Here is a 19,123-nt window from a genome sequence, read left to right on the forward strand (position 1 = left end):
TCATGCAGGAAGAAGTTGAACAGAGAATCGTATCCCTGATGATCTCCTGTGGGAAGCTGGGTGAACAGGAATTTCGTAAGGCCGTTGCCAAGCTGCTGGAGCAGCTAAAAAGCGGCCATCAGAAGCATCAGTACAGCAAGGCCAATCCCCACGGAAAAATGACCGTCAAGCAGCTTGCCGCCAAGGATAAGGGATTGCAGAGCATTGAAGTCACCGATCAGAATATCGGCTCATTCAACCGGATCGCCCGGAAGTATGGCATTGACTTCGCTCCATTCAAGGTCAAGGGCGAAAAGCGGTACATGGTGTTCTTCAAAGCGCCGGACGCCGACGCCATGACCGCCGCGTTCAAGGAATATACCACCAAGCAGGTCAGAAAGGCGGAACGCCCCTCGGTACTGGAAAAGCTGCAACACTTCAAGTCGCTCATTCAGGCGGCTGTGGTGGACAGGACAAAGAGGAAGGAGCTGGAACGATGAAGCAAGTCAACGTCAAAAAGCTCATCCTTCCCAACATCCCGTATGTGTTCATCGCACTGCTGGCCACCAAGGTCAGCGAGGCGGTGCGGCTGGCTCCCGGTTCAGACGCTTCGGCGAAGCTGCTGAACATTATGACCGGCCTGAACACAGCGTTTCACTCCCTTGTCCCCAGCTTTCATCCCATTGACCTGTGCGTGGGCGTTGTCGCCGCCATCGCCATTCGGCTGGCGGTCTATATCAAGGGCAAAAACGCAAAGAAATTCCGCAAAAATCTGGAGTACGGCAGCGCCCGTTGGGGAACCGCCGAGGACATCAAGCCTTACGTCGATCCCGCGTTTGAAAACAACATCATTCTCACGCAGACGGAGCGGCTGACGATGAACAGCCGCCCCAAAGACCCAAAAACGGCGCGGAACAAAAATGTCCTAATCGTCGGCGGCAGCGGTTCGGGCAAGACCCGCTTTTGGTTGAAGCCCAATCTGCTCCAATGCACATCAAAAACCTATCCCACCAGTTTCGTCGTCACCGATCCCAAAGGGGACATCGTGGTTTCCTGCGGCCATGCGCTGCAAAAGAACGGGTATCAGATCAAGATTCTCAATTCCCTGAACTTCAAGAAGTCCATGCACTACAACCCGTTCGCCTACATCCACTCGGAAAAGGACATTTTGAAGCTGGTCACGACGCTGATCGCCAACACCAAGGGCGAGGGCAAAGCCGGTGACGATTTCTGGGTGAAAGCGGAAACGCTGCTCTACACCGCCCTTATCGGGTACATCCACTATGAAGCGCCGGTGGAGGAGCAGAATTTCTCTACGCTCATTGAGTTTATCAATGCGATGGAGGTGCGTGAGGACGATGAGGACTTCAAAAATCCGGTGGACTTGATGTTCGACGAGCTGAAAAAGCGCAAGCCAGACCACTTCGCCGTCCGCCAATATGCCAAATTCAAGCTAAGTGCCGGCAAGACCGCTAAGAGCATCTTGATTTCCTGCGGCGCACGGCTTGCTCCCTTTGACATTCAGGAGCTGCGGGAATTGACGGCCTATGACGAGCTGCAACTGGACACGCTGGGCGACCGAAAAACCGCCCTGTTCATCATCATGTCCGACACGGATGATACCTTTAACTTTCTCATTTCCATGTGCTATACCCAGCTTTTCAATCTGCTGTGCGAAAAGGCAGATGATGTGTACGGCGGGCGCTTGCCGGTTCATGTCCGCTGCCTCATTGACGAGGCCGCGAATATCGGGCAGATACCGAGGCTTGAAAAGCTGGTAGCGACGATCCGTTCCAGAGAAATCTCCTGTTGCCTTGTCTTGCAGGCACAGAGCCAGCTCAAAGCCCTGTATAAAGACAGCGCGGATACGATCATCGGCAACATGGACTGTTCCATCTTTTTGGGTGGAAAGGAACCCGGTACGCTGAAAGAGCTGGCGGCGGCGCTGGGCAAGGAAACCATCGACAGCTATAACACCGGCGAGAGCCGTGGCCGCGAGGTTTCCCATTCGCTGAACTATCAGAAATTGGGCAAGGAGCTGATGAGCGTGGATGAGCTTGCCGTGCTGGATGGCGGCAAGTGCATCTTGCAGCTTCGCGGCGTCCGCCCGTTTCTGTCCAACAAATATGATCTCACCAAGCATCCCCTCTACCGCTACACAGCGGATTATGACAAGAAATACGCCTTTGACATAGAGCGTTTTCTGTCCCATCGCCTCAAGCTCAAGCCGGATGATGCAGTTGAGGTGTATCAGGCAGACCTTTCCGGTGAACCTGTCGCCTGACGGCGGCAGCCTGTTTTGACAACGACTCGATGAAACTTCGTGGAAGAAATGTACCCTCCAAAATCTAAAACATATTTTTCGGAGGTACTATTTATGGCTTTCTTTAATTCTGCTGTTGGTGTTCTTCAGACCCTCGTTGTGGCACTGGGCGCTGGCCTCGGCATTTGGGGTGCGATCAATCTGCTGGAGGGCTACGGCAACGACAACCGTGCGATGCGTTCCTGACTGAAAAGGTCAGGCACAGGTCGAAGGACGAATGAAGTCCAAAACCTTGGAGAACTGATATTTCGATGGATGAAATGAGGGGGTAACGCCCCGAAGCGTCCACACTAATACTCCGACTGGCATAGGTGCGCAACCGCCGATTGTCAGAAGCTCGGTGAAGTCGGCAGAGAGATGCCGTAGTTTTGGCTGCAAGGCTGAAATCGAAAGCTGTCCAGAGGTGGATAGCGCATCCTATATGCCGGGTGTCAACCGCACATGGTTAGTATGTATGGAAATACTGACGAACTTCTGAATGTACAAGTCTAAACGTTGATACCATCGAAACGGTGGTACTCCTTATACGGAGGTATTCGTGGACAAGTAAAAATGGTTGTTATGAAAGTCCATGTGCCGTTACAGGCGGCACGATTCGTAAAGAATTGAATACAGGCTTAGAGGAAGAACCTAAATGCGGCCCATGATAGAAATATCGGAACGCAGGAAGCTGAAAACATTTAGCCTGTTGCAAGGCTGCGAGATGGTGGATGGGAATACCTTCGTGAGAAGGCAATAACCATTCTTTGTTTCAGTGAAAGTAGTGGCGTAGTACCTATGAAGCCGTGAAAAAGTAAACGGTGGAGGAAAGGCCACAAGTCGAATTTGGCAAAAGAAGCACACACAAAGTGTCGCAAGCCCTGTATGACCAAATTCGATGGAACGCCGTGTGCGGTGAAAGCTGCACGCACGGTGTGGAGCCGGGGAAAAGCTGGAGATCATATCAAATGCTTACCTATGGCTATCTGGTGCTAAATCTCAGGGCATGAAGCAGCTGATGGCCGGTGGCGGGGTGGCTTTGATTGGCATTACCCTCGTGCCGCTGCTGTCCGGTCTATTCGGCTAATCAGGCAGCTCGTTTGCTTCCCATAAATCCACGGAGGGTGCCGCTTTCTGGCGGCATCCTCCCGAAAGGAGGGCAACCCTATGGATTTCTTATGGGATAAGATCACGGAATGGCTGAAAGAAATGCTCATCGGCGGTATCGTGAGCAATCTGTCCGGGATGTTCGATGCAACCAATCAAAAGGTTGCCGAGATCTCCGGTCAGGTGGGCTTATCGCCGCAGGCATGGAACGGCAGCATTTTCAGCATGATACAAAACCTGTCAGAAACCGTGATCGTCCCCATCGCAGGCGCAATTCTCGCCTTTGTGATGACGCTGGAACTGATCCAGCTCATTACCGACAAAAATAACCTCAACGACATGGACACATGGATATTCTTCAAGTGGGCGTTCAAGTCCGCTGCCGCTGTCCTGATTGTAACAAACACATGGACGATTGTGATGGGCGTGTTTGACGCTGCCCAAAGCGTCGTTGCCAGCGCCTCCGGGTTGATTATCGGCGATACCAGCATCGACATTTCAAGCGTCATGGTGGGCATTGAGGATCGGCTGATGGAAATGGAGCTGGGGCCGCTGTTCGGCCTGTGGTTCCAATCGCTGTTCGTGGGCATTACCATGTGGGCGCTGACCATCTGCATTTTCATTATCACATTCGGAAGAATGATTGAAATATATCTCGTCACCTCTGTTGCCCCCATTCCGATGGCGACCATGATGGGCAAGGAATGGGGCGGCATGGGACAGAACTACATCCGTTCCTTGCTGGCGCTGGGCTTCCAAGCATTTCTCATCATCGTCTGCGTTGCCATCTACGCCGTTCTGGTGCAGAACATCGCGCTTGTGGATGACATCATCTACGCCATCTGGACTTGCATGGGCTACACGGTGCTGCTGTGCTTCTGCCTGTTCAAAACCAGCAGCCTTGCCAAGTCCGTGTTCAATGCACATTAACGGGGGTGATACCATGCTGACACTCACGCCCGTCGCGCTTGCAACAGCGAACGCATTTGTCAATGCGCATCACCGGCACCATAAGGCAACTGCTGGGCATAAATTTTCCATCGGCTGTGCCAAGGATGGAGAGCTTGTCGGTGTTGCAATCGTAGGCCGTCCTGTGAGCCGGTATCTGGATGATGGCTGGACATTGGAAGTCAATCGTCTTTGTACCACCGGCGAGAGAAACGCTTGCAGTATTCTCTATGCCGCATCTGCGCGGGCGGCAAAGGCAATGGGATACCGCAAGATCATCACCTATACGCTGGATAGCGAGAATGGCAGCAGCCTCCGCGCCGCTGGCTGGAGCTGTGCAGGCATGGCAGGCGGCAAATGCTGGACAGGCAGCCGTAAGCCCGCCTCCGCTTTGTACCCGGCGCAGATGAAACTTCGATATGAAAAGCTCTTATAAAGGGGGATTTCTATGGCCTATGTCAACGTCCCAAAGGACTTAACCAAAGTAAAAACCAAGGTGCTGTTCAACCTCACGAAACGACAGCTCATTTGCTTCGGAAGCGGCGCGCTCATCGGCGTACCGCTTTTCTTCTTGCTCAAGGGCAGCATCGGCACCAGCCCCGCCGCAATGGTGATGATGGTGGTGATGATCCCGGCCATGCTGTTCGCCATGTATGAAAAGAATGGTCAGCCGCTGGAGGTCGTCATCCGCAACATCTACCGCGTGTGCTTCCAGAGGCCAAAGCAGCGCCCGTATAAGACCAACAATTTTTATGCCGTTCTGGAGCGGCAAAACCAGTTAGACCGGGAGGTGTATCAAATTGTCCGAAAAGAAAAAACTGACCCGCGCCGAACGAAAACAGATCGAAGCCGCCATCGCAAGAGCGAACCGAACGGATAAGAAGGAAACATCGGCGCAGGACAGCATCCCGTATCAGCGTATGTGGCCGGACGGCATCTGTCGTGTGACCAATACGCGCTACACCAAAACGATCCAGTATCAGGACATCAACTACCAGCTCTCACAGAACGAGGACAAGACCGCCATCTTTGAGGCGTGGTGCGATTTCCTGAACTACTTTGACAGCTCCGTGCAATTCCAGCTTTCCTTTGTGAACCTCTCGGCTTCGCAGGAAACCTTTGCACGGAGCATTTCCATTCCGCCCTGCGGGGACGAGTTTGACGGCATCCGCGCCGAGTACGCCGGTATGCTGCAAAATCAGCTTGCCCGCGGCAACAACGGCCTCATTAAGACCAAGTATCTCACGTTCGGCGTTGAGGCCGACAACCTCCGCGCGGCAAAGCCCCGTTTGGAGCGCATCGAAACCGACCTCCTGAACAACTTCAAGCGGCTGGGCGTTGTGGCTGCGCCGCTGAACGGCTTCGAGCGCCTGCACGTCATGCACGACATTCTGCGGATGGACGAGCAGGAGCCGTTCCGCTTTTCGTGGGACTGGCTGGCTCCATCCGGGCTGTCCACCAAGGACTTTATCGCGCCCAGCTCCTTTGAGTTCAAGACCGGCAGGATGTTCCGCATGGGCAAAAAGCTGGGTGCGATCAGCTTCGTGCAGATTCTGGCACCGGAGCTGAATGACCGGATGCTGGCGGACTTTCTGGATATGGAAAGCAGCGTCCTCGTCAATCTCCATGTGCAGTCTGTGGATCAGGTCAACGCCATCAAGACCGTCAAGCGCAAAATCACCGATCTCGACAAATCCAAAATTGAGGAACAGAAGAAAGCCGTCCGCGCCGGGTACGACATGGACATCATTCCAAGCGACCTTGCTACCTACGGCGCAGAGGCCAAGAAGCTGTTGCAGGATTTGCAGTCCCGCAACGAGCGAATGTTTCTGCTAACCTTCCTCATTCTCAACACGGCAGACACGCCCCGGCAGCTTGACAACAACATCTTCCAGACCTCCAGCATCGCGCAGAAATATAACTGTGCGCTGACCCGGCTGGACTTCCAGCAGGAGGAAGGACTGATGAGCAGCCTCCCGCTGGGGCTGAATCAGATTGAGATTCAGCGGGGCTTGACCACCTCCAGCGTAGCGATCTTCGTCCCCTTCACCACGCAGGAGCTGTTCCAGAACGGTTCGGAGGCGCTGTACTACGGCATCAACGCCCTTTCCAACAACCTCATCATGGTAGACCGGAAGCTGCTGAAAAATCCCAACGGTCTGATTTTAGGCACTCCCGGCAGCGGCAAGTCGTTTTCGGCAAAACGTGAGATCACCAATGCGTTTCTCATCTGCCCCAAGGATGACATCATCATCTGTGACCCGGAAGGTGAATATACACCGCTGGTGGAGCGTCTGCACGGTCAGGTCATTAAGCTGTCGCCCACCGGCAAGGGCTACGACGGTTCGCCCTGCTATATCAATCCGATGGACTTGAATCTGGATTACAGCGACGATGATAACCCGCTGAGCCTGAAATCCGACTTCATTTTGTCGCTGTGCGAGCTGATCGTCGGCGGCAAGGATGGGCTTGCCCCTGTAGAAAAGACCATCATCGACCGCTGTGTGCGCATCGTCTACCGGGATTACCTCAACGACCCGAAGCCGGAGAATATGCCGTTGCTGGAGGACTTGTATAACGCCCTCCGTGCGCAGGATGAAAAGGAAGCGCAGTACATTGCCACTGCATTGGAAATCTACGTCACCGGTTCTCTGAATGTGTTCAACCATCACACGAACGTGGATGTGAATAGCCGCATCGTCTGCTACGACATCAAAGAGCTGGGCAAGCAGCTCAAGAAAATCGGGATGCTGGTGGTGCAGGATCAGGTCTGGAACCGCGTGACAATCAACCGCGCCGCCCATAAAACGACCCGCTACTATCTTGACGAGTTCCATCTTCTTTTGAAGGAGGAACAGACGGCTTCGTACAGTGTCGAGATCTGGAAGCGCTATCGCAAATGGGGCGGCATCCCCACCGGGATCACTCAAAATGTCAAAGACCTGTTATCCAGCCGCGAGGTTGAGAACATTTTTGAGAACAGCGATTTCATCTATATGCTCAATCAGGCCGCTGGCGACCGGCAGATTCTCGCAAAGCAGCTCAACATTTCGCCGCATCAGCTTTCTTATGTGACCCACTCCGGCGAGGGCGAGGGGCTGCTGTTCTACGGCAACACGATCCTGCCCTTCATTGACCACTTCCCGAAGGACACCGAGCTGTACCGCGTCATGACCACCAAACCGCAAGAGGTGGCGTCGGCATGAAAAGAGAACCGCGTTTGCAGTTTTCCGACGCCGATCTTGCCGAGCCGAAGCTGGAAAAGCCCATCAAGCGGGTGAAAAAAGCGGAGGCCAAGGCGGATAAGGCGCAGGCGAAAATCCCCAAGAAAACCGTGATCAAAAAGGAACGCGGCTTTGATCCTGCCACCGGCAAGGTCAAAACGCAGCTCCGTTTTGAGGAAGTGGATAAGAAAAAGCCGCCCTCAAAGTTGACCCATGCCGTGCAGGATGCCCCCGCCAACTTTGTTCTCTCTCAGGTTCACCGGGAGGTGCGGCAGAGCGAGGATGACAATGTAGGCGTAGAGGCCGCGCACAAGGTAGAGCAAGCCGTGGAGAGCGGCGGGCGGCTGGTGCAGTCTGCCCACCGCGCCCATCAGCTCAAGCCTTATCGTGCTGCCATCCGTGCAGAGAAAAAGCTGGAACGAGCCAATCTTGACGCGCTCCAGAAGAAAGCAGAGATCGACAGCCCCACCAGCAATCCCGTTTCCAAATGGCAGCAGAAGCAGGCAATTAAGAAGCAGTATGCCGCTGCCAAGCACAATCAGACGGCGCAGACTACGGCAAAGGCGGCAGAGAATACCGCCAAGGCCGCGAAAAAGGCCGCTGAAAAGGCTGAGAAAGCGGGCAAATATGTGTGGGAGCACCGGCGCGGCTTTGCCATTGCCGCCGCGATTCTGCTGATGCTGGCGTTTCTGCTCAACGGCCTGTCCTCCTGCTCGGTGATGATGGATGGCGTCGGCTCCGGGATCGCGGCCAGCACCTATCCATCGCAGGACGCCGATATGCTGGGTGCGGAGGCGCAGTATTGCGCGATGGAAGCAGAGCTTCAGCGCTACCTCGACACCTACGAAAGCACCCATGACTACGATGAGTACCACTTTGATCTGGACACCATGGAGCATGACCCCTATGTACTCATTTCCATGATTACGGCGCTGCATCAAGGGGAATGGACGCTGGATGAGGTGCAGGGTACGCTCCAGATGCTCTTTGACCGCCAGTACATCTTGACCGAGGATGTGGTGGTGGAAACCCGCTACCGCACGGAAACCGACACATGGACGGACGCGGACGGCAACACCCATACGGACACCTATCAGGTGCCGTATGACTACTACATCTGCACGGTCACGCTGGAAAACTTCAATCTCTCCCATGTTCCCGTTTACATTATGAGCGAAGAACAGCTCGGAATGTACGCCACCTATATGGCCACCCTCGGCAACCGTCCCGACCTGTTCCCCGGTTCAGGCTACATCGGCAAGTATGTGGAGGGCAGCTATACCGACTACGACATTCCCCCGGAGGCGCTGGACGATGAGGTATTCGCCGCCATCATCAAGGAAGCGGAAAAGTATCTCGGCTACCCCTACGTTTGGGGCGGCAGCAGCCCCTCTACCTCATTTGACTGTTCGGGCTTCGTCAGTTGGGTCATCAATCATTCCGGTTGGGATGTGGGCAGGCTGGGAGCGCAGGGGCTTTGCAACATCTGCACGCCTGTATCCTCTGCCAACGTCAAACCGGGCGATCTGGTGTTTTTCACCGGAACGTATGATACCCCCGGTGTCAGCCATGTGGGTATCTACGTCGGCAACAATATGATGATCCACTGCGGAGATCCGATCTCTTATGCAAACTTAAATTCAAACTATTGGCAGTCCCATTTCTACCGCTATGGGCGCTTGCCGTAAAGGAGAGTGAACGATATGAACCCGAAAATTATGAAGCTCCGTGGAGAGCTGGAGAAGAACAAAGGCAAAATCTCTGATCTGCAAGGCCGCAACCGCGAGCTGGAAAAGCAGATTCGTGAGCTGGAGGACACCGACATCATCGGCATGGTGCGTGAGAACGGCATGACGATGGAGCAGTTTGCCGAGCTGTTCCGCCGTATGCAGGCCACGCCTGCACCGGCCACTTCGGAAAAGGAGGCGTTGAACCATGACTAAAAACACACCGCGCATTTTTATCAGCCTGCTGCTGATGCTCCTGTGCATCGGGATTCTCCCCGTTTCCGCCTTTGCCAGCGACGGTGATTATCCTGATGATGCGCTGCCCACCGCCGAAAGCAGCGCCGCAGACGCACAGGAAACAAAACAGATCGGCACGGTCACGACCAACGGCGGCAACCTGAACGTCCGCACCGGCGCGGGACTGGACAACACCGCGTTTACGCAGCTCCCCAACGGCACGGTGGTCGATGTGATTGGCAGGGACGGCGATTGGGTAAAAATCCTGCTACCTGCCCGTGTGGGCTATGTGTACGGCAGCTATCTGACCGTCACCGACGCCGCCGACAGCACCGTGAGCATCGGCGGCATGATGGGCGGCAGCGATGCGCTGACACCGGACGGCAATTTGACACTGATCGACGATATTGGCTCCAGCACCAAGGCAGGAAAACAGTTCATTACGCTGGAAAGCAAGAACGGCAATACATTTTACCTGATTATTGACCGCGACGATGAGGGCGAAGAAACCGTCCACTTCTTGAATCAGGTGGATGAGGCTGACCTGATGGCGCTGACCGGCGAGGAAGAAACGGCCGCCACTTGCTCCTGCACCAAAAAATGCGTGGCCGGTACGGTCAATACATCCTGCCCCGTCTGCGCGGTCAACATGACCGAGTGCGTGGGCAAGGAGGCAAAGCCCGAAGTCCCCACCGAGCCGACAGAATCCGCCGCCGAGGAACCGGAGAAAAAGAGCGGCGTGGGCGGCATCCTTGTCGTTCTGCTGATCGTCTCGCTGGGCGGCGGTGCTGCGTTCTACATTTTCAAGCAGAAAAAGGCCAAGCCGCAGACCAAGGGTAGCGCCGATCTGGACGATTATGACTACGGCGAGGACGAGGACGAATATGAGTTTGAGCCGTATGAGGGCGAACCGGAACAGGATACTACGGAGGATACAGACGCATGAGATATTTCACCAATAACCCGCTGGAACGCCTGATGATGCAGAAGCCGAAAGCAGCGCGGGAGGACAGCCCTCCCGACGCTGCCAAGGAACACTTCTGCTACGGCTGCAAGCGCTTCGGACAGAGCTGCGTTCGCCCCTGCTACCGTGACGTAAAGAGAATGGAGGCTGCACCATGCGCCTTGTGATCGCCGAAAAACCCTCCGTGGCGCAGAGCATCGCCGCCGTGCTGGGTGCTAAATCACGGCATGACGGGTATCTGGAGGGCGGCGGGTATATCGTGTCGTGGTGCTTTGGGCATCTGGCAGAGCTGGCCGACGCCGCCGTTTACAATGCCGATGATGCCAAATGGACGTTGGCGGCGCTGCCCATCATTCCTACCTCGTTCCGCTTCATCGTCCGCTCTGAAAAGCAGAAGCAGTTTGACATTCTGCGGGAGCTGATGCGCCGGGAGGATGTGGCAGAGGTGGTCAACGCCTGCGATGCAGGGTAGTGCGGTTAGGTGACTTAAAAGAAAAAAGAGACCTCATCATGTCGAAAAGCAACTTACAAACAACTCATGCTGAAAGGGAAACTGGAAAACCACTTCTTTCAACCGTGACAATGGCAAACTTAAAATATCTGAAGTGGAACAAACAGCCCTCTACCTGCAGTCTTTGCAAATAGAGAGCTGTTTATTATTAGCTATTCGTTTTTCAGACACCGATTCATGGTGTCCTTGTATATTGGTCTTAGGCTATTCTATATTTTCTTGACTTTTTAGAAATTGTGTATATTCTTCAAAAAAATCAATTACTGATGCTCTGTAGCGGGTAACTGCTTGCTCTTGATTGCTCTGCAATGACTCAGTTGAGATAAATTTAAGCAACACAATACAGTGTTGATCTTCCAGAACCATTTCGTATGTTTCTTGAATGTTTATGTCATCTTCCTTCTGAAAAGTAGCAACCGCCTCTGCTGGCAAGGAATCAATTGTCAGCATTCGCTTTCCTAGTTCTTCTTCAGAATATAAAAATGTCATACACGCAAGGATACCATTTGTTGAGTTTAAATAGATAGCTTTTCTGTTTTTTGGTTGTAGTGGATTACCATCATACAAATCATCTCGCTCCTCAAAGTATTCGTTTTCAGGAAATCCAGAGCTATAGATATCGGCTGTACTATTTAATATCTCAAATCCTTCTGGCTCGAATTTTTTTACAACTTTATCAACATATTGCGAATACAATGAATAGTTATCCGGAACCGATTCACTTTTATTTTTTGTATTAAAGCAAGATGTTAATGTAAAGCAAACTATCAAACAGAGCAGCACTGTCAGAGGCGGTTTTTTAAGTGTTTGCATTGTACGACTCAGAGAAAATGTCCAAAGTATCACTGGGATACAAAGTAGAATTAACATCATAAGTAGCATACCTCTTACTTTGAGATGGGTTGCTCGTATTAGCCGTCCAAACAGTTAGTCTGCCACCAATTTTATAGCCTTTATAATACAAATTTATATGACCCACTTTTCCGGCTGGAACTGTATGGACAACTTTATATCCAACAGCTTCATTGGTTGTGCGGGTTTCTTTATAAGATATTCCTAAAGTTCCTTTTAACGACTCAATGATTTTCTTTTTGATTTCAGCTGTAAATTCAACATTTCCGCTCCACTCGGCTCCCTGAGAGGCAGAATTTGTTATCTGTGCTTCCATCTGCTCAGACAGCTTGTTCAATCTGTTATCATGTGAGAAGTGTGCAATATGTCGATATTTGTCAACAGTTGTCTTTTGATTGTAATCGTATCTGTAAAAATACGGTCCCATAATAACATCTGTTACCATCGGAGTTTGTGATTCAGGGATTCCATTGATAAGAGTTTCTGTTTCTGGTGCAACCCAAACAGTGGTTTTGTGAATTGGAGCCGATGCGGCAGATGCATAAATGGATAAAAACAGGCTCGCCACAACCAAAGTTATGCAAAGTGATGTCATTCTTTTCGATAATGTCATTTTATGTCAACTCCTTTTTATAAAAGCATTGCATCTGTATTGGTTTGAGTTCTGCACTGGAATCACCTCATATCAAGTTTGAATTCATATTCTATGCGTCAAATTGTGACTGATTTCAATGATTTTTTTGGTGATGACTAAGATGTTTTATTTAGCTCATTTCGTCCGATGCGGTAAATCTTCTTGTCTTGTTCTCCTACTTCAACAATAAGTTCATTTTTATTGTGATGAACTATTACTGGAATATAGCTATCGGAATTTTCCACCATCAAACATGTGACTCCATTCGTCCATTCACTGTTCAATTCCTTTGATAGCATGGAAATGACTTCTTCTTTCGTCATTTTGATTAATGAATCCTTTAGTTTAGTTCAATCGTGTCAATCGATGCCGGTAGCGCAAGTGTACCACCCCTTACCGTTGAGACAGAAGCATGAGTCCAGCCAATATTGACTTTCTTCAGTCCGCTATCAATGTCAAAGTCATCAGTAGCGCCATTGGCTGTATTATATCGTCCATTCAAATCGCGATATTCGTCAATGTCTCCATAAAAGAAATAATTACCATAATCTCCGCCGATAACATATGTAGGCTTGCAGTAAACACGTGCCCTTACCCCTGTTATTTGCGAACTGGTAGCGGTCCAATGGATATGTGCTGTACTAGCGTTTTTGTGGTAGGTCAGTCCACAGTGAAAAGTACCGACCACTCGTTGGTTTGCCTGTAAAGCTATATCACTCTGTTCTATCTTTTGTACGGTAAGTGAGCCATCTGCTTCTTGGATTATTGCAAATGTAATTCCATCTGCCAACTCATCAATTGATGCTTCAATAGAGAAATTTTGATTTTCCAAATATGGTTTGGCTGCATAAGCAGGAGCCATACTGGTTAAGGCCAAGAGTACAGATAGCAACAAAGCAATTAATTTTTTCATGGTTTTTCCTTTCTGGTAAATAGGCGATCAAAATAGTCTTTCATTTAATAACGCTTTAGATGCTGTATTAGCATCACCTCTTTTTAACAAAATCACTCTTTTATAAAATCATTTAATGGCTGGCAGTTGATGTGATAGTTTCGCTCTGCCCATTTGAATAAGTGAATGTTGCTGAACATTCAAGGCGATACGATCTTCCGGGTTTTGTATTATAATTACTGCTTGCTGAGCAGGAAGAAGATGCACTTGTGTTAGAACAGCTGCTTACCTTCTGCCATGTACCAAATGTTCCTTTTTCATACAGCGTTCCAGTGACGGTGATGCGCTTTACCGTAACATCAGTTTTGGCATTAACCTGATAAAAACTTTGAGAAATCGTCCCTTTGACAGTGCTGTTTTCTTTATACCGCCTAGGTTGGCCAGCAGCAAAAACCGTTGCGGCAAGGCTCAGAAAAATACCAATTGACAGAATAAGAGTAATCAGACGTTTTTTAGACATAAGGCATAACCTCCATTTTGTACACTCCCACAGGAGCTTTTACTTAGTCAACGTAGTTCACATTGTGTTTGTGACAGCTTTTTTGAAAAAAATTCGAAATTTTATTAGCTTTGTATATTTGCACAAAAAATGCCGACACACTTGTAAATAATCACAAGTGTGTCGGCAAGGTCTTGACAAATCAGGAAATGCTTTCCGCAATTCTTAGAAGCTCTTCACGCGATATCTTTCCAATAATCGTATGCGAAATGCCATCTTTCTCCCATACTAGCACATATCCTGTACGTCCTCCGCTATTGTTTGTTCCGAGTGTGGCATCGGCTGTTCCAACTTTAATGCGCTCATAAACCGTATGCTCATTGTCGAAAGTTTCGATTTGTCCATAGTCTTGAATTACGGAACAGTCCACATAATAAAAGATGCTTTTATCATTGGCATCAACATAGGCATGAAGAAAGGATATTTCGTTATCATACCCTTGTTCATAATCCCGTTCAAAGCCGTCCGGTACATAATGGTCGCTATATCCATTCGGAAGCTGTTCCAACGGCTCACCATCCACCTGATACGTCAGCTGCATCTCAATGGGCAGAAATTTTTTGAATCATCGTATAGACTGCCCTGCGGAACTCTGCACTTACTGCAAGCGCGCCGAGAGTTAAAATTACCAGCGTCAGGACCGCAATAAGAACTCGTTTCAGCACAGGGCGGCGTTTATGCAACGCCGCTTGCAGGCGGGCATCCCATCGGGATGTGTCTGGGTAGCGTTCCTTAAGCTGGGCCGGACTTGGCAGCTCGTCCAGTTCTTTCTGTGCATCTGCACGGAGTGCCATCATCAACGCTGCATCAAAAGAAACTTCTGTCCGCTCACTCATGGCTGTTCAGCTCCTTCCACAATAGTTTTCTTCCACGGAAAAGCCGCATCCGAACCACTTCATCCGTCAGTCCAAGCGATTCGGCAATCTCCCGGTTGGTGTAGCCCATTGCCAAAAGGCGCAGTGGGTCACGGTACATCGGTTTCATCTGTCCGATCAGTTCTGTCAGGTGTTCGATGTTGTCGGCGCTGACTGCTGCATCATCCGGCACCGGGGTGCTATCTGGTGCGTCCGGGATTTCTTCCAGCGGTTCTTCTCGCTGCTTGCGAAGCATATCGTATGCACGGCTTCTACTACAACTAACGAGATAAGCAGCGAGTTCGTGACAGTTTTCTCGATGAATTTTAGAAAAATTTTTGGCAACGTACAAAAACACCTCTTGCAGTACATCTTCTGCCAGATACGAATCGCCCATAATTTTGTAAGCGGTATGGTAGACCAGCCGTTTGTAGGTATTATATACATCTATAAATTGTTCTTCACTGCTTTGATTGTCAAGAGCGGCTAAGTACAGAGAAAGCAACACAACCACCTCCAACTGATTCGCATGGATTGATTGTAGTGTACCACGAACCAACAAAAATGTCGAATATGCAAAACTTTATGAGGACGTATCAAAAGGACTTCTCCCGGAGAAACGTTTTCAAATGCTTGCAGATTGCTACGACACAGAACAGGCTGGACTGACCGAAAAGATTGAGCAGTACGAACGGGAAGGCCGTGCTGAACACGATCAGCTGGACAAGATTCTGGTATCCAAAGCGGAAAAGGTCGATGGCGAATACGTCCAGAAAATCCAGTTTTTCTACCGCCTGTTATACAATAAGCCGTCGGAGTATGCTCAGCTTGTGCTGGGTGGTGAGGTTGAACATTATCCCTCGCTTAGCTACGATAATAGTAAATTGGAAGACTGACTTTTTGTTAAACATTGCAAATAAAATAAGCACCTTAGACTTTTTTGAGAATCTAAGGTGCTTACGCTTTTTTAGTGAAAGATTACTCTATCAAAAAGCTGTCCAAAATAAGGCAATCTGCATTCCGGAATCAAAAAGTCAACCCTTAGGTTTACAAGCAGGCACCTTGGTCATCGCAGCTGAAATATTAGAAATTGCAGAAACAACGGACGAAATTGCGCTAATAATAGCTGTAGTCGTTGCAACATCAGAGCAGGGGTTAATTTGACTATCATCAGAACCACCAAAAGCAGCCAGCCGTTCAAGTTCAGCGCAGTCAATTTCTTCATGTTTTTCATTAGAATTCATAGCAGCATGTTCCTTTCATATGATTAACACAAAAAACAGCCAATTAAATCCGGAATGCAAATCAATATTATAGGTGCATTTTTCTAGTTGTCAAGGTTAAAACAGCACAAAAGACAAAGTACTTGATTGGGATTATTTGGTGATAATTTAATTGACAAGACGATACAGCGGTGCTTTAATTTGCAACGAAGGAACGCTCTATAATTGTCAAAAGCTGAGGCGATAAAAATGAAAGATGAATTTTTAAGTATCATAATGGAGTGTGCAGCATCGATTGTAAATGAAAAAAATTCTGAAAATTCGCTACTGAGAGATGAATGCGGAGAAACGCTATATGGGCAAGTACTAACTCAACTTACAAATGCTATTGCTAATCTATTATCAAGCATTTGGATTAAAGAATATTCTGAAGCTCGCAATAATCATATCATCAATGATTCGACTGTAGAATCACGATTTTCTCATTTTAGAAAGCTGTCAACAACGAAAAAATACAGGAAATACATTTTTGACAAGTATGAATTATTAGAAAATGATGTTGACCAGTATATAAATAATTACTATGATATGATTGGTGAAATCGTACAAAGCTATAAGAAAGATAAAGCCGATTTGGAAAATCATTTTAATTTTATATACGGAAAGATGATTGCAATACATAGTGGAATGGGCGATACACATAATGGTAAAAATGTGTGTGAAGTGGAATTTGAAAATGGCACACTGTTTTATAAGCCACGAGCATGTTTAACGGATCGTTTCTTTGAGGAGCTACTTACCATTGTTTCGCCACAAAGCATAGAGAATAATCAAACTGACTTTTGGGGCGATACAACACATTCATGGCATCGGCCAATAATATACCAGATAGCTAATAACATTAGTGCTGTTAAAAATTATTATTATCGAGCTGGGGTTTATCTCGCTGTTATGTATTTGTGTTCATCGACCGACATGCACTCAGAAAATGTCGTTTGTTGTATGGATTCGCCAAGAATTATTGATTGCGAAACGGTTGTTTCTGCTCAAAAACATAATTTTGAACAAAATCAAATAGGTAAGACACTGGAATCAAGTGTTTTGCAGAGTCGGATGCTTCCCGTTAATTTACCCACTGATGTATTCGATTACGACGTGAGTGGACTATTTGCAGAAACGATGAAGTCAAATAAAATCAAGGTTCCGATGATTGTTGACGATGTGGAACTAGACATTAAATATAAATATGTTCTAGTTAACGAAACGCCAAAACTTTCAGCATTACATTCAAAATTGGGCTGTGCACAAGAAAAAGATGTTATAGGGATGCTTCTTGCTGGATTCAACGCGGGATGCACCGAAATAATAAAAAGAAAAAATTCTGTGCTACAAGTTGTTTCTGACCCACAATATTCGAAGATGAAAGTTCGCCAATTATTAAGACCAACCTATACTTATTCAAAGTTTATTGATGAGTCACATAAACCATGTTGCGAAAGAACAAAAGAAAATCGGGAAGCTCTATTTGATATTTTACGTGAAAATTTCAAAAGTGATGCAAAATATGGTACGACGCGACTCGAATATGAAATTTCTGAAATGAAAAGAGGAAACATACCGATTTTCTATAGCGAATTCTGCAAGAATGATTTATTTGCAGACGGTAGAATTATTTGTCCGGGATATTACCAATTCTCTGCTAAAGAGACTATTTTGGAAAAGCTACTTCATCTTGACGAAACAACCATTAAATATCAAGAGCGTTTAATTGCAATGTCGATTTTTTTGCACTCTGCAAATTTGGATCCTTCAAATACAATCCATAATTTTGACAATATTTTTTATATTAACGGTTATGATAATTATACTACAGAGTATCTTGAAGCCTCAAAAGAATGGTGCGAAGAATTTCTAAAATATCTAAAAATCAGCGAGTGCCCTGTAGATTCCACTCACGCATCTATGATTATTCCAACAGCTATTGAAGATACACAAACTCCTGCATGCTTATCAACGATATGTCCGGATTTTTATGCTCAAGGAGGTATAATTTTCTATATTTTGGCATACGCAAAAGTGTTTTCCAAACTAGAGGATAAGCTATATGCAGACAGATTGTTGGAAAACGCAAAAGATGCTCTAAAGAACCCGTCAAAGATTGCTGAAAAAAATGCCTTTTCATTATATGGTTTTTGGGGAAGTTCATTATATATAAAATATAATGAGTATCTAATGTTTGATGACAAGACCGATTACGCATGCGTTTTCGATTTAATAAAAACAATCATAGACAAACTTTTGCAACAGCGATTTGAAAATGCAGAAAACGATTTTGATTTTATGCACGGATTTAGTGGGACAATATATCTTCTGGCAGAAATTTTGAGAAACGATAACAAAATATTCATTACATTCTTTGATGATTTCGATTACATTTCACGCAAATACATTGATGCGTTTTTTTACTCTTTCCTTAATGGTACTTTTAGCGAAATTGGTTTTGCCCATGGTATTTCCGGAAATATTGCAACTGTTGCAATGATATCAAAGTTAATTCCAATTGATTATAATAAGCTTGAACAATGTATAAAGGCTGATGATCATATGTTTAAAGAATCTTCTGAGCATTCATGTTTGCCCAGTTGGTGTAATGGCATTGCTGGACAAATACTGGCAAGAGTAATTGGATATACGGCCACCTTAAACAAATCTACCAAAGAGGTGTTTGAAAGTTCACTGAACAGCTATCTTGAAGAAAAATATCTAAATGTTTTACTGTCTTGCAAACAATTATGTCTTTGCCATGGTGTTTACGGAGTAGCTTCTGTTTTGAATTATCTTAAAGATAATTCAAAGCAGAAGAAATCTTTTCCTAATATATATTTAAATGTGAATCCCATGAGCATTCAGTGGGTAAACGGCATTTCCTATCCATACGAATCATTTATGACGGGCATTACCGGTGTTCTCTACGAGCATTTAAGATTGATAAATCACAATATTCCCAATACACTTGCAGCAGGCCTATATGGAGTAGAATTATAATTTTTCTTGACAAGCCATTCTACGTGTACTAAGGAGCATCCGTATAAAGCATATCAAATAAAAAA

General features: G+C 47.7%; 21 protein-coding genes and 3 pseudogenes. 15 read left to right on the forward strand and 9 right to left on the reverse strand.

Features of this window, described 5'->3' with window-relative positions; genetic code table 11:
* The first annotated feature begins 2 nt into the window (after nucleotides 1–2).
* The 13 genes and pseudogenes from ACGHP1_RS11185 to ACGHP1_RS11245 form a co-directional block, all read left to right on the forward strand.
* The gene (locus ACGHP1_RS11185) at nucleotides 3–479 is read left to right on the forward strand and encodes a PcfB family protein (protein WP_120151306.1); all 477 of its coding nucleotides are present in this window, start codon (nucleotides 3–5) and stop codon (nucleotides 477–479) included.
* The gene (locus tag ACGHP1_RS11190) at nucleotides 476–2,263 is read left to right on the forward strand and encodes a VirD4-like conjugal transfer protein, CD1115 family (RefSeq protein ID WP_390509443.1); all 1,788 of its coding nucleotides are present in this window, start codon (nucleotides 476–478) and stop codon (nucleotides 2,261–2,263) included. Before ACGHP1_RS11185 ends, ACGHP1_RS11190 begins: the two co-directional genes overlap by 4 nt.
* A gap of 93 nt (nucleotides 2,264–2,356) precedes the next feature.
* Nucleotides 2,357–2,485: pseudogene (locus ACGHP1_RS11195) on the forward strand (Maff2 family mobile element protein); the annotation flags it as partial.
* Nucleotides 2,486–3,269: 784 nt separating this feature from the next.
* Nucleotides 3,270–3,368 (forward strand): annotated as a pseudogene (locus tag ACGHP1_RS11200) (Maff2 family mobile element protein); the annotation flags it as partial.
* 80 nt (nucleotides 3,369–3,448) lie between these two features.
* Entirely contained in the window at nucleotides 3,449–4,318 is an 870-nt protein-coding gene (locus tag ACGHP1_RS11205) for a VirB6/TrbL-like conjugal transfer protein, CD1112 family (RefSeq protein ID WP_138374226.1), read from the forward strand.
* A gap of 13 nt (nucleotides 4,319–4,331) precedes the next feature.
* A complete protein-coding gene (locus ACGHP1_RS11210; protein WP_044927047.1) occupies nucleotides 4,332–4,772 on the forward strand; it encodes an XF1762 family protein in 441 nt (146 codons plus the stop codon).
* Nucleotides 4,773–4,784: 12 nt separating this feature from the next.
* Nucleotides 4,785–5,216: a PrgI family protein gene (locus ACGHP1_RS11215; protein ID WP_390509444.1), complete on the forward strand. Its 432-nt coding sequence runs from the start codon at nucleotides 4,785–4,787 to the stop codon at nucleotides 5,214–5,216.
* Nucleotides 5,137–7,542 (forward strand): VirB4-like conjugal transfer ATPase, CD1110 family, encoded by a 2,406-nt coding sequence (locus ACGHP1_RS11220; protein ID WP_390509445.1) that lies wholly within the window; start codon nucleotides 5,137–5,139, stop codon nucleotides 7,540–7,542. Before ACGHP1_RS11215 ends, ACGHP1_RS11220 begins: the two co-directional genes overlap by 80 nt.
* Nucleotides 7,539–9,248 (forward strand): C40 family peptidase, encoded by a 1,710-nt coding sequence (locus ACGHP1_RS11225; RefSeq protein WP_390509446.1) that lies wholly within the window; start codon nucleotides 7,539–7,541, stop codon nucleotides 9,246–9,248. The genes ACGHP1_RS11220 and ACGHP1_RS11225 overlap by 4 nt, the downstream gene beginning before the upstream one ends.
* A gap of 15 nt (nucleotides 9,249–9,263) precedes the next feature.
* The gene (locus tag ACGHP1_RS11230) at nucleotides 9,264–9,503 is read left to right on the forward strand and encodes a DUF4315 family protein (protein ID WP_390509447.1); all 240 of its coding nucleotides are present in this window, start codon (nucleotides 9,264–9,266) and stop codon (nucleotides 9,501–9,503) included.
* Nucleotides 9,496–10,470: a CD1107 family mobile element protein gene (locus ACGHP1_RS11235; protein WP_390509448.1), complete on the forward strand. Its 975-nt coding sequence runs from the start codon at nucleotides 9,496–9,498 to the stop codon at nucleotides 10,468–10,470. The genes ACGHP1_RS11230 and ACGHP1_RS11235 overlap by 8 nt, the downstream gene beginning before the upstream one ends.
* Nucleotides 10,467–10,655, forward strand: coding sequence for a hypothetical protein (locus ACGHP1_RS11240; RefSeq protein ID WP_007883191.1), 189 nt, complete (start codon nucleotides 10,467–10,469; stop codon nucleotides 10,653–10,655). Before ACGHP1_RS11235 ends, ACGHP1_RS11240 begins: the two co-directional genes overlap by 4 nt.
* A pseudogene (locus tag ACGHP1_RS11245) lies at nucleotides 10,643–10,957 on the forward strand (toprim domain-containing protein); the annotation flags it as partial. The gene ACGHP1_RS11240 and the pseudogene ACGHP1_RS11245, both read left to right, overlap by 13 nt.
* A 246-nt stretch (nucleotides 10,958–11,203) precedes the next feature.
* Here ACGHP1_RS11245 and ACGHP1_RS11250 read toward each other — a convergent pair.
* The 8 genes from ACGHP1_RS11250 to ACGHP1_RS11285 all read right to left on the reverse strand — a co-directional run bounded on the left by ACGHP1_RS11250 (nucleotide 11,204) and on the right by ACGHP1_RS11285 (nucleotide 15,298).
* Entirely contained in the window at nucleotides 11,204–11,812 is a 609-nt protein-coding gene (locus ACGHP1_RS11250) for a hypothetical protein (protein WP_390509450.1), read from the reverse strand.
* Nucleotides 11,799–12,464 carry a hypothetical protein gene (locus ACGHP1_RS11255; protein WP_390509451.1) on the reverse strand — a complete coding sequence of 222 codons (666 nt, stop codon included), beginning with the start codon at nucleotides 12,462–12,464 and terminating at the stop codon, nucleotides 11,799–11,801. The genes ACGHP1_RS11250 and ACGHP1_RS11255 overlap by 14 nt, the downstream gene beginning before the upstream one ends.
* 137 nt (nucleotides 12,465–12,601) lie before the next feature.
* Nucleotides 12,602–12,808: a hypothetical protein gene (locus tag ACGHP1_RS11260; RefSeq protein ID WP_390509452.1), complete on the reverse strand. Its 207-nt coding sequence runs from the start codon at nucleotides 12,806–12,808 to the stop codon at nucleotides 12,602–12,604.
* 17 nt (nucleotides 12,809–12,825) lie between these two features.
* Nucleotides 12,826–13,398: a hypothetical protein gene (locus ACGHP1_RS11265; RefSeq protein WP_390509453.1), complete on the reverse strand. Its 573-nt coding sequence runs from the start codon at nucleotides 13,396–13,398 to the stop codon at nucleotides 12,826–12,828.
* A 112-nt stretch (nucleotides 13,399–13,510) separates the two neighbouring features.
* Nucleotides 13,511–13,897, reverse strand: a complete 387-nt coding sequence (locus tag ACGHP1_RS11270) for a hypothetical protein (RefSeq protein ID WP_146746954.1) — start codon at nucleotides 13,895–13,897, stop codon at nucleotides 13,511–13,513.
* 181 nt (nucleotides 13,898–14,078) lie between these two features.
* Complete coding sequence (locus ACGHP1_RS11275) at nucleotides 14,079–14,444, reverse strand: DUF4367 domain-containing protein (RefSeq protein WP_390509454.1); 366 nt, start codon at nucleotides 14,442–14,444, stop codon at nucleotides 14,079–14,081.
* 34 nt (nucleotides 14,445–14,478) lie between these two features.
* Nucleotides 14,479–14,772 carry a hypothetical protein gene (locus tag ACGHP1_RS11280; RefSeq protein WP_390509455.1) on the reverse strand — a complete coding sequence of 98 codons (294 nt, stop codon included), beginning with the start codon at nucleotides 14,770–14,772 and terminating at the stop codon, nucleotides 14,479–14,481.
* Nucleotides 14,765–15,298, reverse strand: coding sequence for an RNA polymerase sigma factor (locus tag ACGHP1_RS11285; RefSeq protein WP_390509456.1), 534 nt, complete (start codon nucleotides 15,296–15,298; stop codon nucleotides 14,765–14,767). The genes ACGHP1_RS11280 and ACGHP1_RS11285 overlap by 8 nt, the downstream gene beginning before the upstream one ends.
* A 121-nt stretch (nucleotides 15,299–15,419) precedes the next feature.
* Between ACGHP1_RS11285 and ACGHP1_RS11290 the strand changes: the two genes are divergently transcribed.
* The gene (locus ACGHP1_RS11290) at nucleotides 15,420–15,686 is read left to right on the forward strand and encodes a DUF6061 family protein (protein ID WP_242983670.1); all 267 of its coding nucleotides are present in this window, start codon (nucleotides 15,420–15,422) and stop codon (nucleotides 15,684–15,686) included.
* Nucleotides 15,687–15,824: 138 nt separating this feature from the next.
* On the opposite strand, the gene ACGHP1_RS11295 is transcribed toward ACGHP1_RS11290, so the two are convergent.
* The gene (locus ACGHP1_RS11295; protein WP_146746956.1) at nucleotides 15,825–16,034 is read right to left on the reverse strand and encodes a hypothetical protein; all 210 of its coding nucleotides are present in this window, start codon (nucleotides 16,032–16,034) and stop codon (nucleotides 15,825–15,827) included.
* A gap of 228 nt (nucleotides 16,035–16,262) precedes the next feature.
* On the opposite strand from ACGHP1_RS11295, the gene lanM reads away from it, so the two are divergent.
* Nucleotides 16,263–19,058, forward strand: coding sequence for a type 2 lanthipeptide synthetase LanM (gene lanM / locus ACGHP1_RS11300; protein ID WP_390509457.1), 2,796 nt, complete (start codon nucleotides 16,263–16,265; stop codon nucleotides 19,056–19,058).
* Nucleotides 19,059–19,123 lie beyond the last annotated feature (65 nt).

It is taken from the genome of Faecalibacterium sp. i21-0019-B1 (assembly GCF_042852915.1).
GTDB lineage: Bacteria > Bacillota > Clostridia > Oscillospirales > Ruminococcaceae > Faecalibacterium > Faecalibacterium taiwanense.

Excerpts from the sequence above, each read along its gene's own strand:
- ACGHP1_RS11185 (WP_120151306.1), top strand. The coding sequence starts at position 3 with ATGCAGGAAGAAGTTGAACAGAGAATCGTATCCCTGATGATCTCCTGT.
- ACGHP1_RS11190 (WP_390509443.1), top strand. The coding sequence starts at position 476 with ATGAAGCAAGTCAACGTCAAAAAGCTCATCCTTCCCAACATCCCGTAT.
- ACGHP1_RS11205 (WP_138374226.1), top strand. The coding sequence starts at position 3,449 with ATGGATTTCTTATGGGATAAGATCACGGAATGGCTGAAAGAAATGCTC.
- ACGHP1_RS11210 (WP_044927047.1), top strand. The coding sequence starts at position 4,332 with ATGCTGACACTCACGCCCGTCGCGCTTGCAACAGCGAACGCATTTGTC.
- ACGHP1_RS11215 (WP_390509444.1), top strand. The coding sequence starts at position 4,785 with ATGGCCTATGTCAACGTCCCAAAGGACTTAACCAAAGTAAAAACCAAG.
- ACGHP1_RS11225 (WP_390509446.1), top strand. The coding sequence starts at position 7,539 with ATGAAAAGAGAACCGCGTTTGCAGTTTTCCGACGCCGATCTTGCCGAG.
- ACGHP1_RS11230 (WP_390509447.1), top strand. The coding sequence starts at position 9,264 with ATGAACCCGAAAATTATGAAGCTCCGTGGAGAGCTGGAGAAGAACAAA.
- ACGHP1_RS11235 (WP_390509448.1), top strand. The coding sequence starts at position 9,496 with ATGACTAAAAACACACCGCGCATTTTTATCAGCCTGCTGCTGATGCTC.
- ACGHP1_RS11240 (WP_007883191.1), top strand. The coding sequence starts at position 10,467 with ATGAGATATTTCACCAATAACCCGCTGGAACGCCTGATGATGCAGAAG.
- ACGHP1_RS11250 (WP_390509450.1), bottom strand. The coding sequence starts at position 11,812 with ATGCAAACACTTAAAAAACCGCCTCTGACAGTGCTGCTCTGTTTGATA.
- ACGHP1_RS11255 (WP_390509451.1), bottom strand. The coding sequence starts at position 12,464 with ATGACATTATCGAAAAGAATGACATCACTTTGCATAACTTTGGTTGTG.
- ACGHP1_RS11260 (WP_390509452.1), bottom strand. The coding sequence starts at position 12,808 with ATGACGAAAGAAGAAGTCATTTCCATGCTATCAAAGGAATTGAACAGT.
- ACGHP1_RS11265 (WP_390509453.1), bottom strand. The coding sequence starts at position 13,398 with ATGAAAAAATTAATTGCTTTGTTGCTATCTGTACTCTTGGCCTTAACC.
- ACGHP1_RS11270 (WP_146746954.1), bottom strand. The coding sequence starts at position 13,897 with ATGTCTAAAAAACGTCTGATTACTCTTATTCTGTCAATTGGTATTTTT.
- ACGHP1_RS11280 (WP_390509455.1), bottom strand. The coding sequence starts at position 14,772 with ATGAGTGAGCGGACAGAAGTTTCTTTTGATGCAGCGTTGATGATGGCA.
- ACGHP1_RS11290 (WP_242983670.1), top strand. The coding sequence starts at position 15,420 with ATGCTTGCAGATTGCTACGACACAGAACAGGCTGGACTGACCGAAAAG.
- ACGHP1_RS11295 (WP_146746956.1), bottom strand. The coding sequence starts at position 16,034 with ATGAATTCTAATGAAAAACATGAAGAAATTGACTGCGCTGAACTTGAA.
- lanM (WP_390509457.1), top strand. The coding sequence starts at position 16,263 with ATGAAAGATGAATTTTTAAGTATCATAATGGAGTGTGCAGCATCGATT.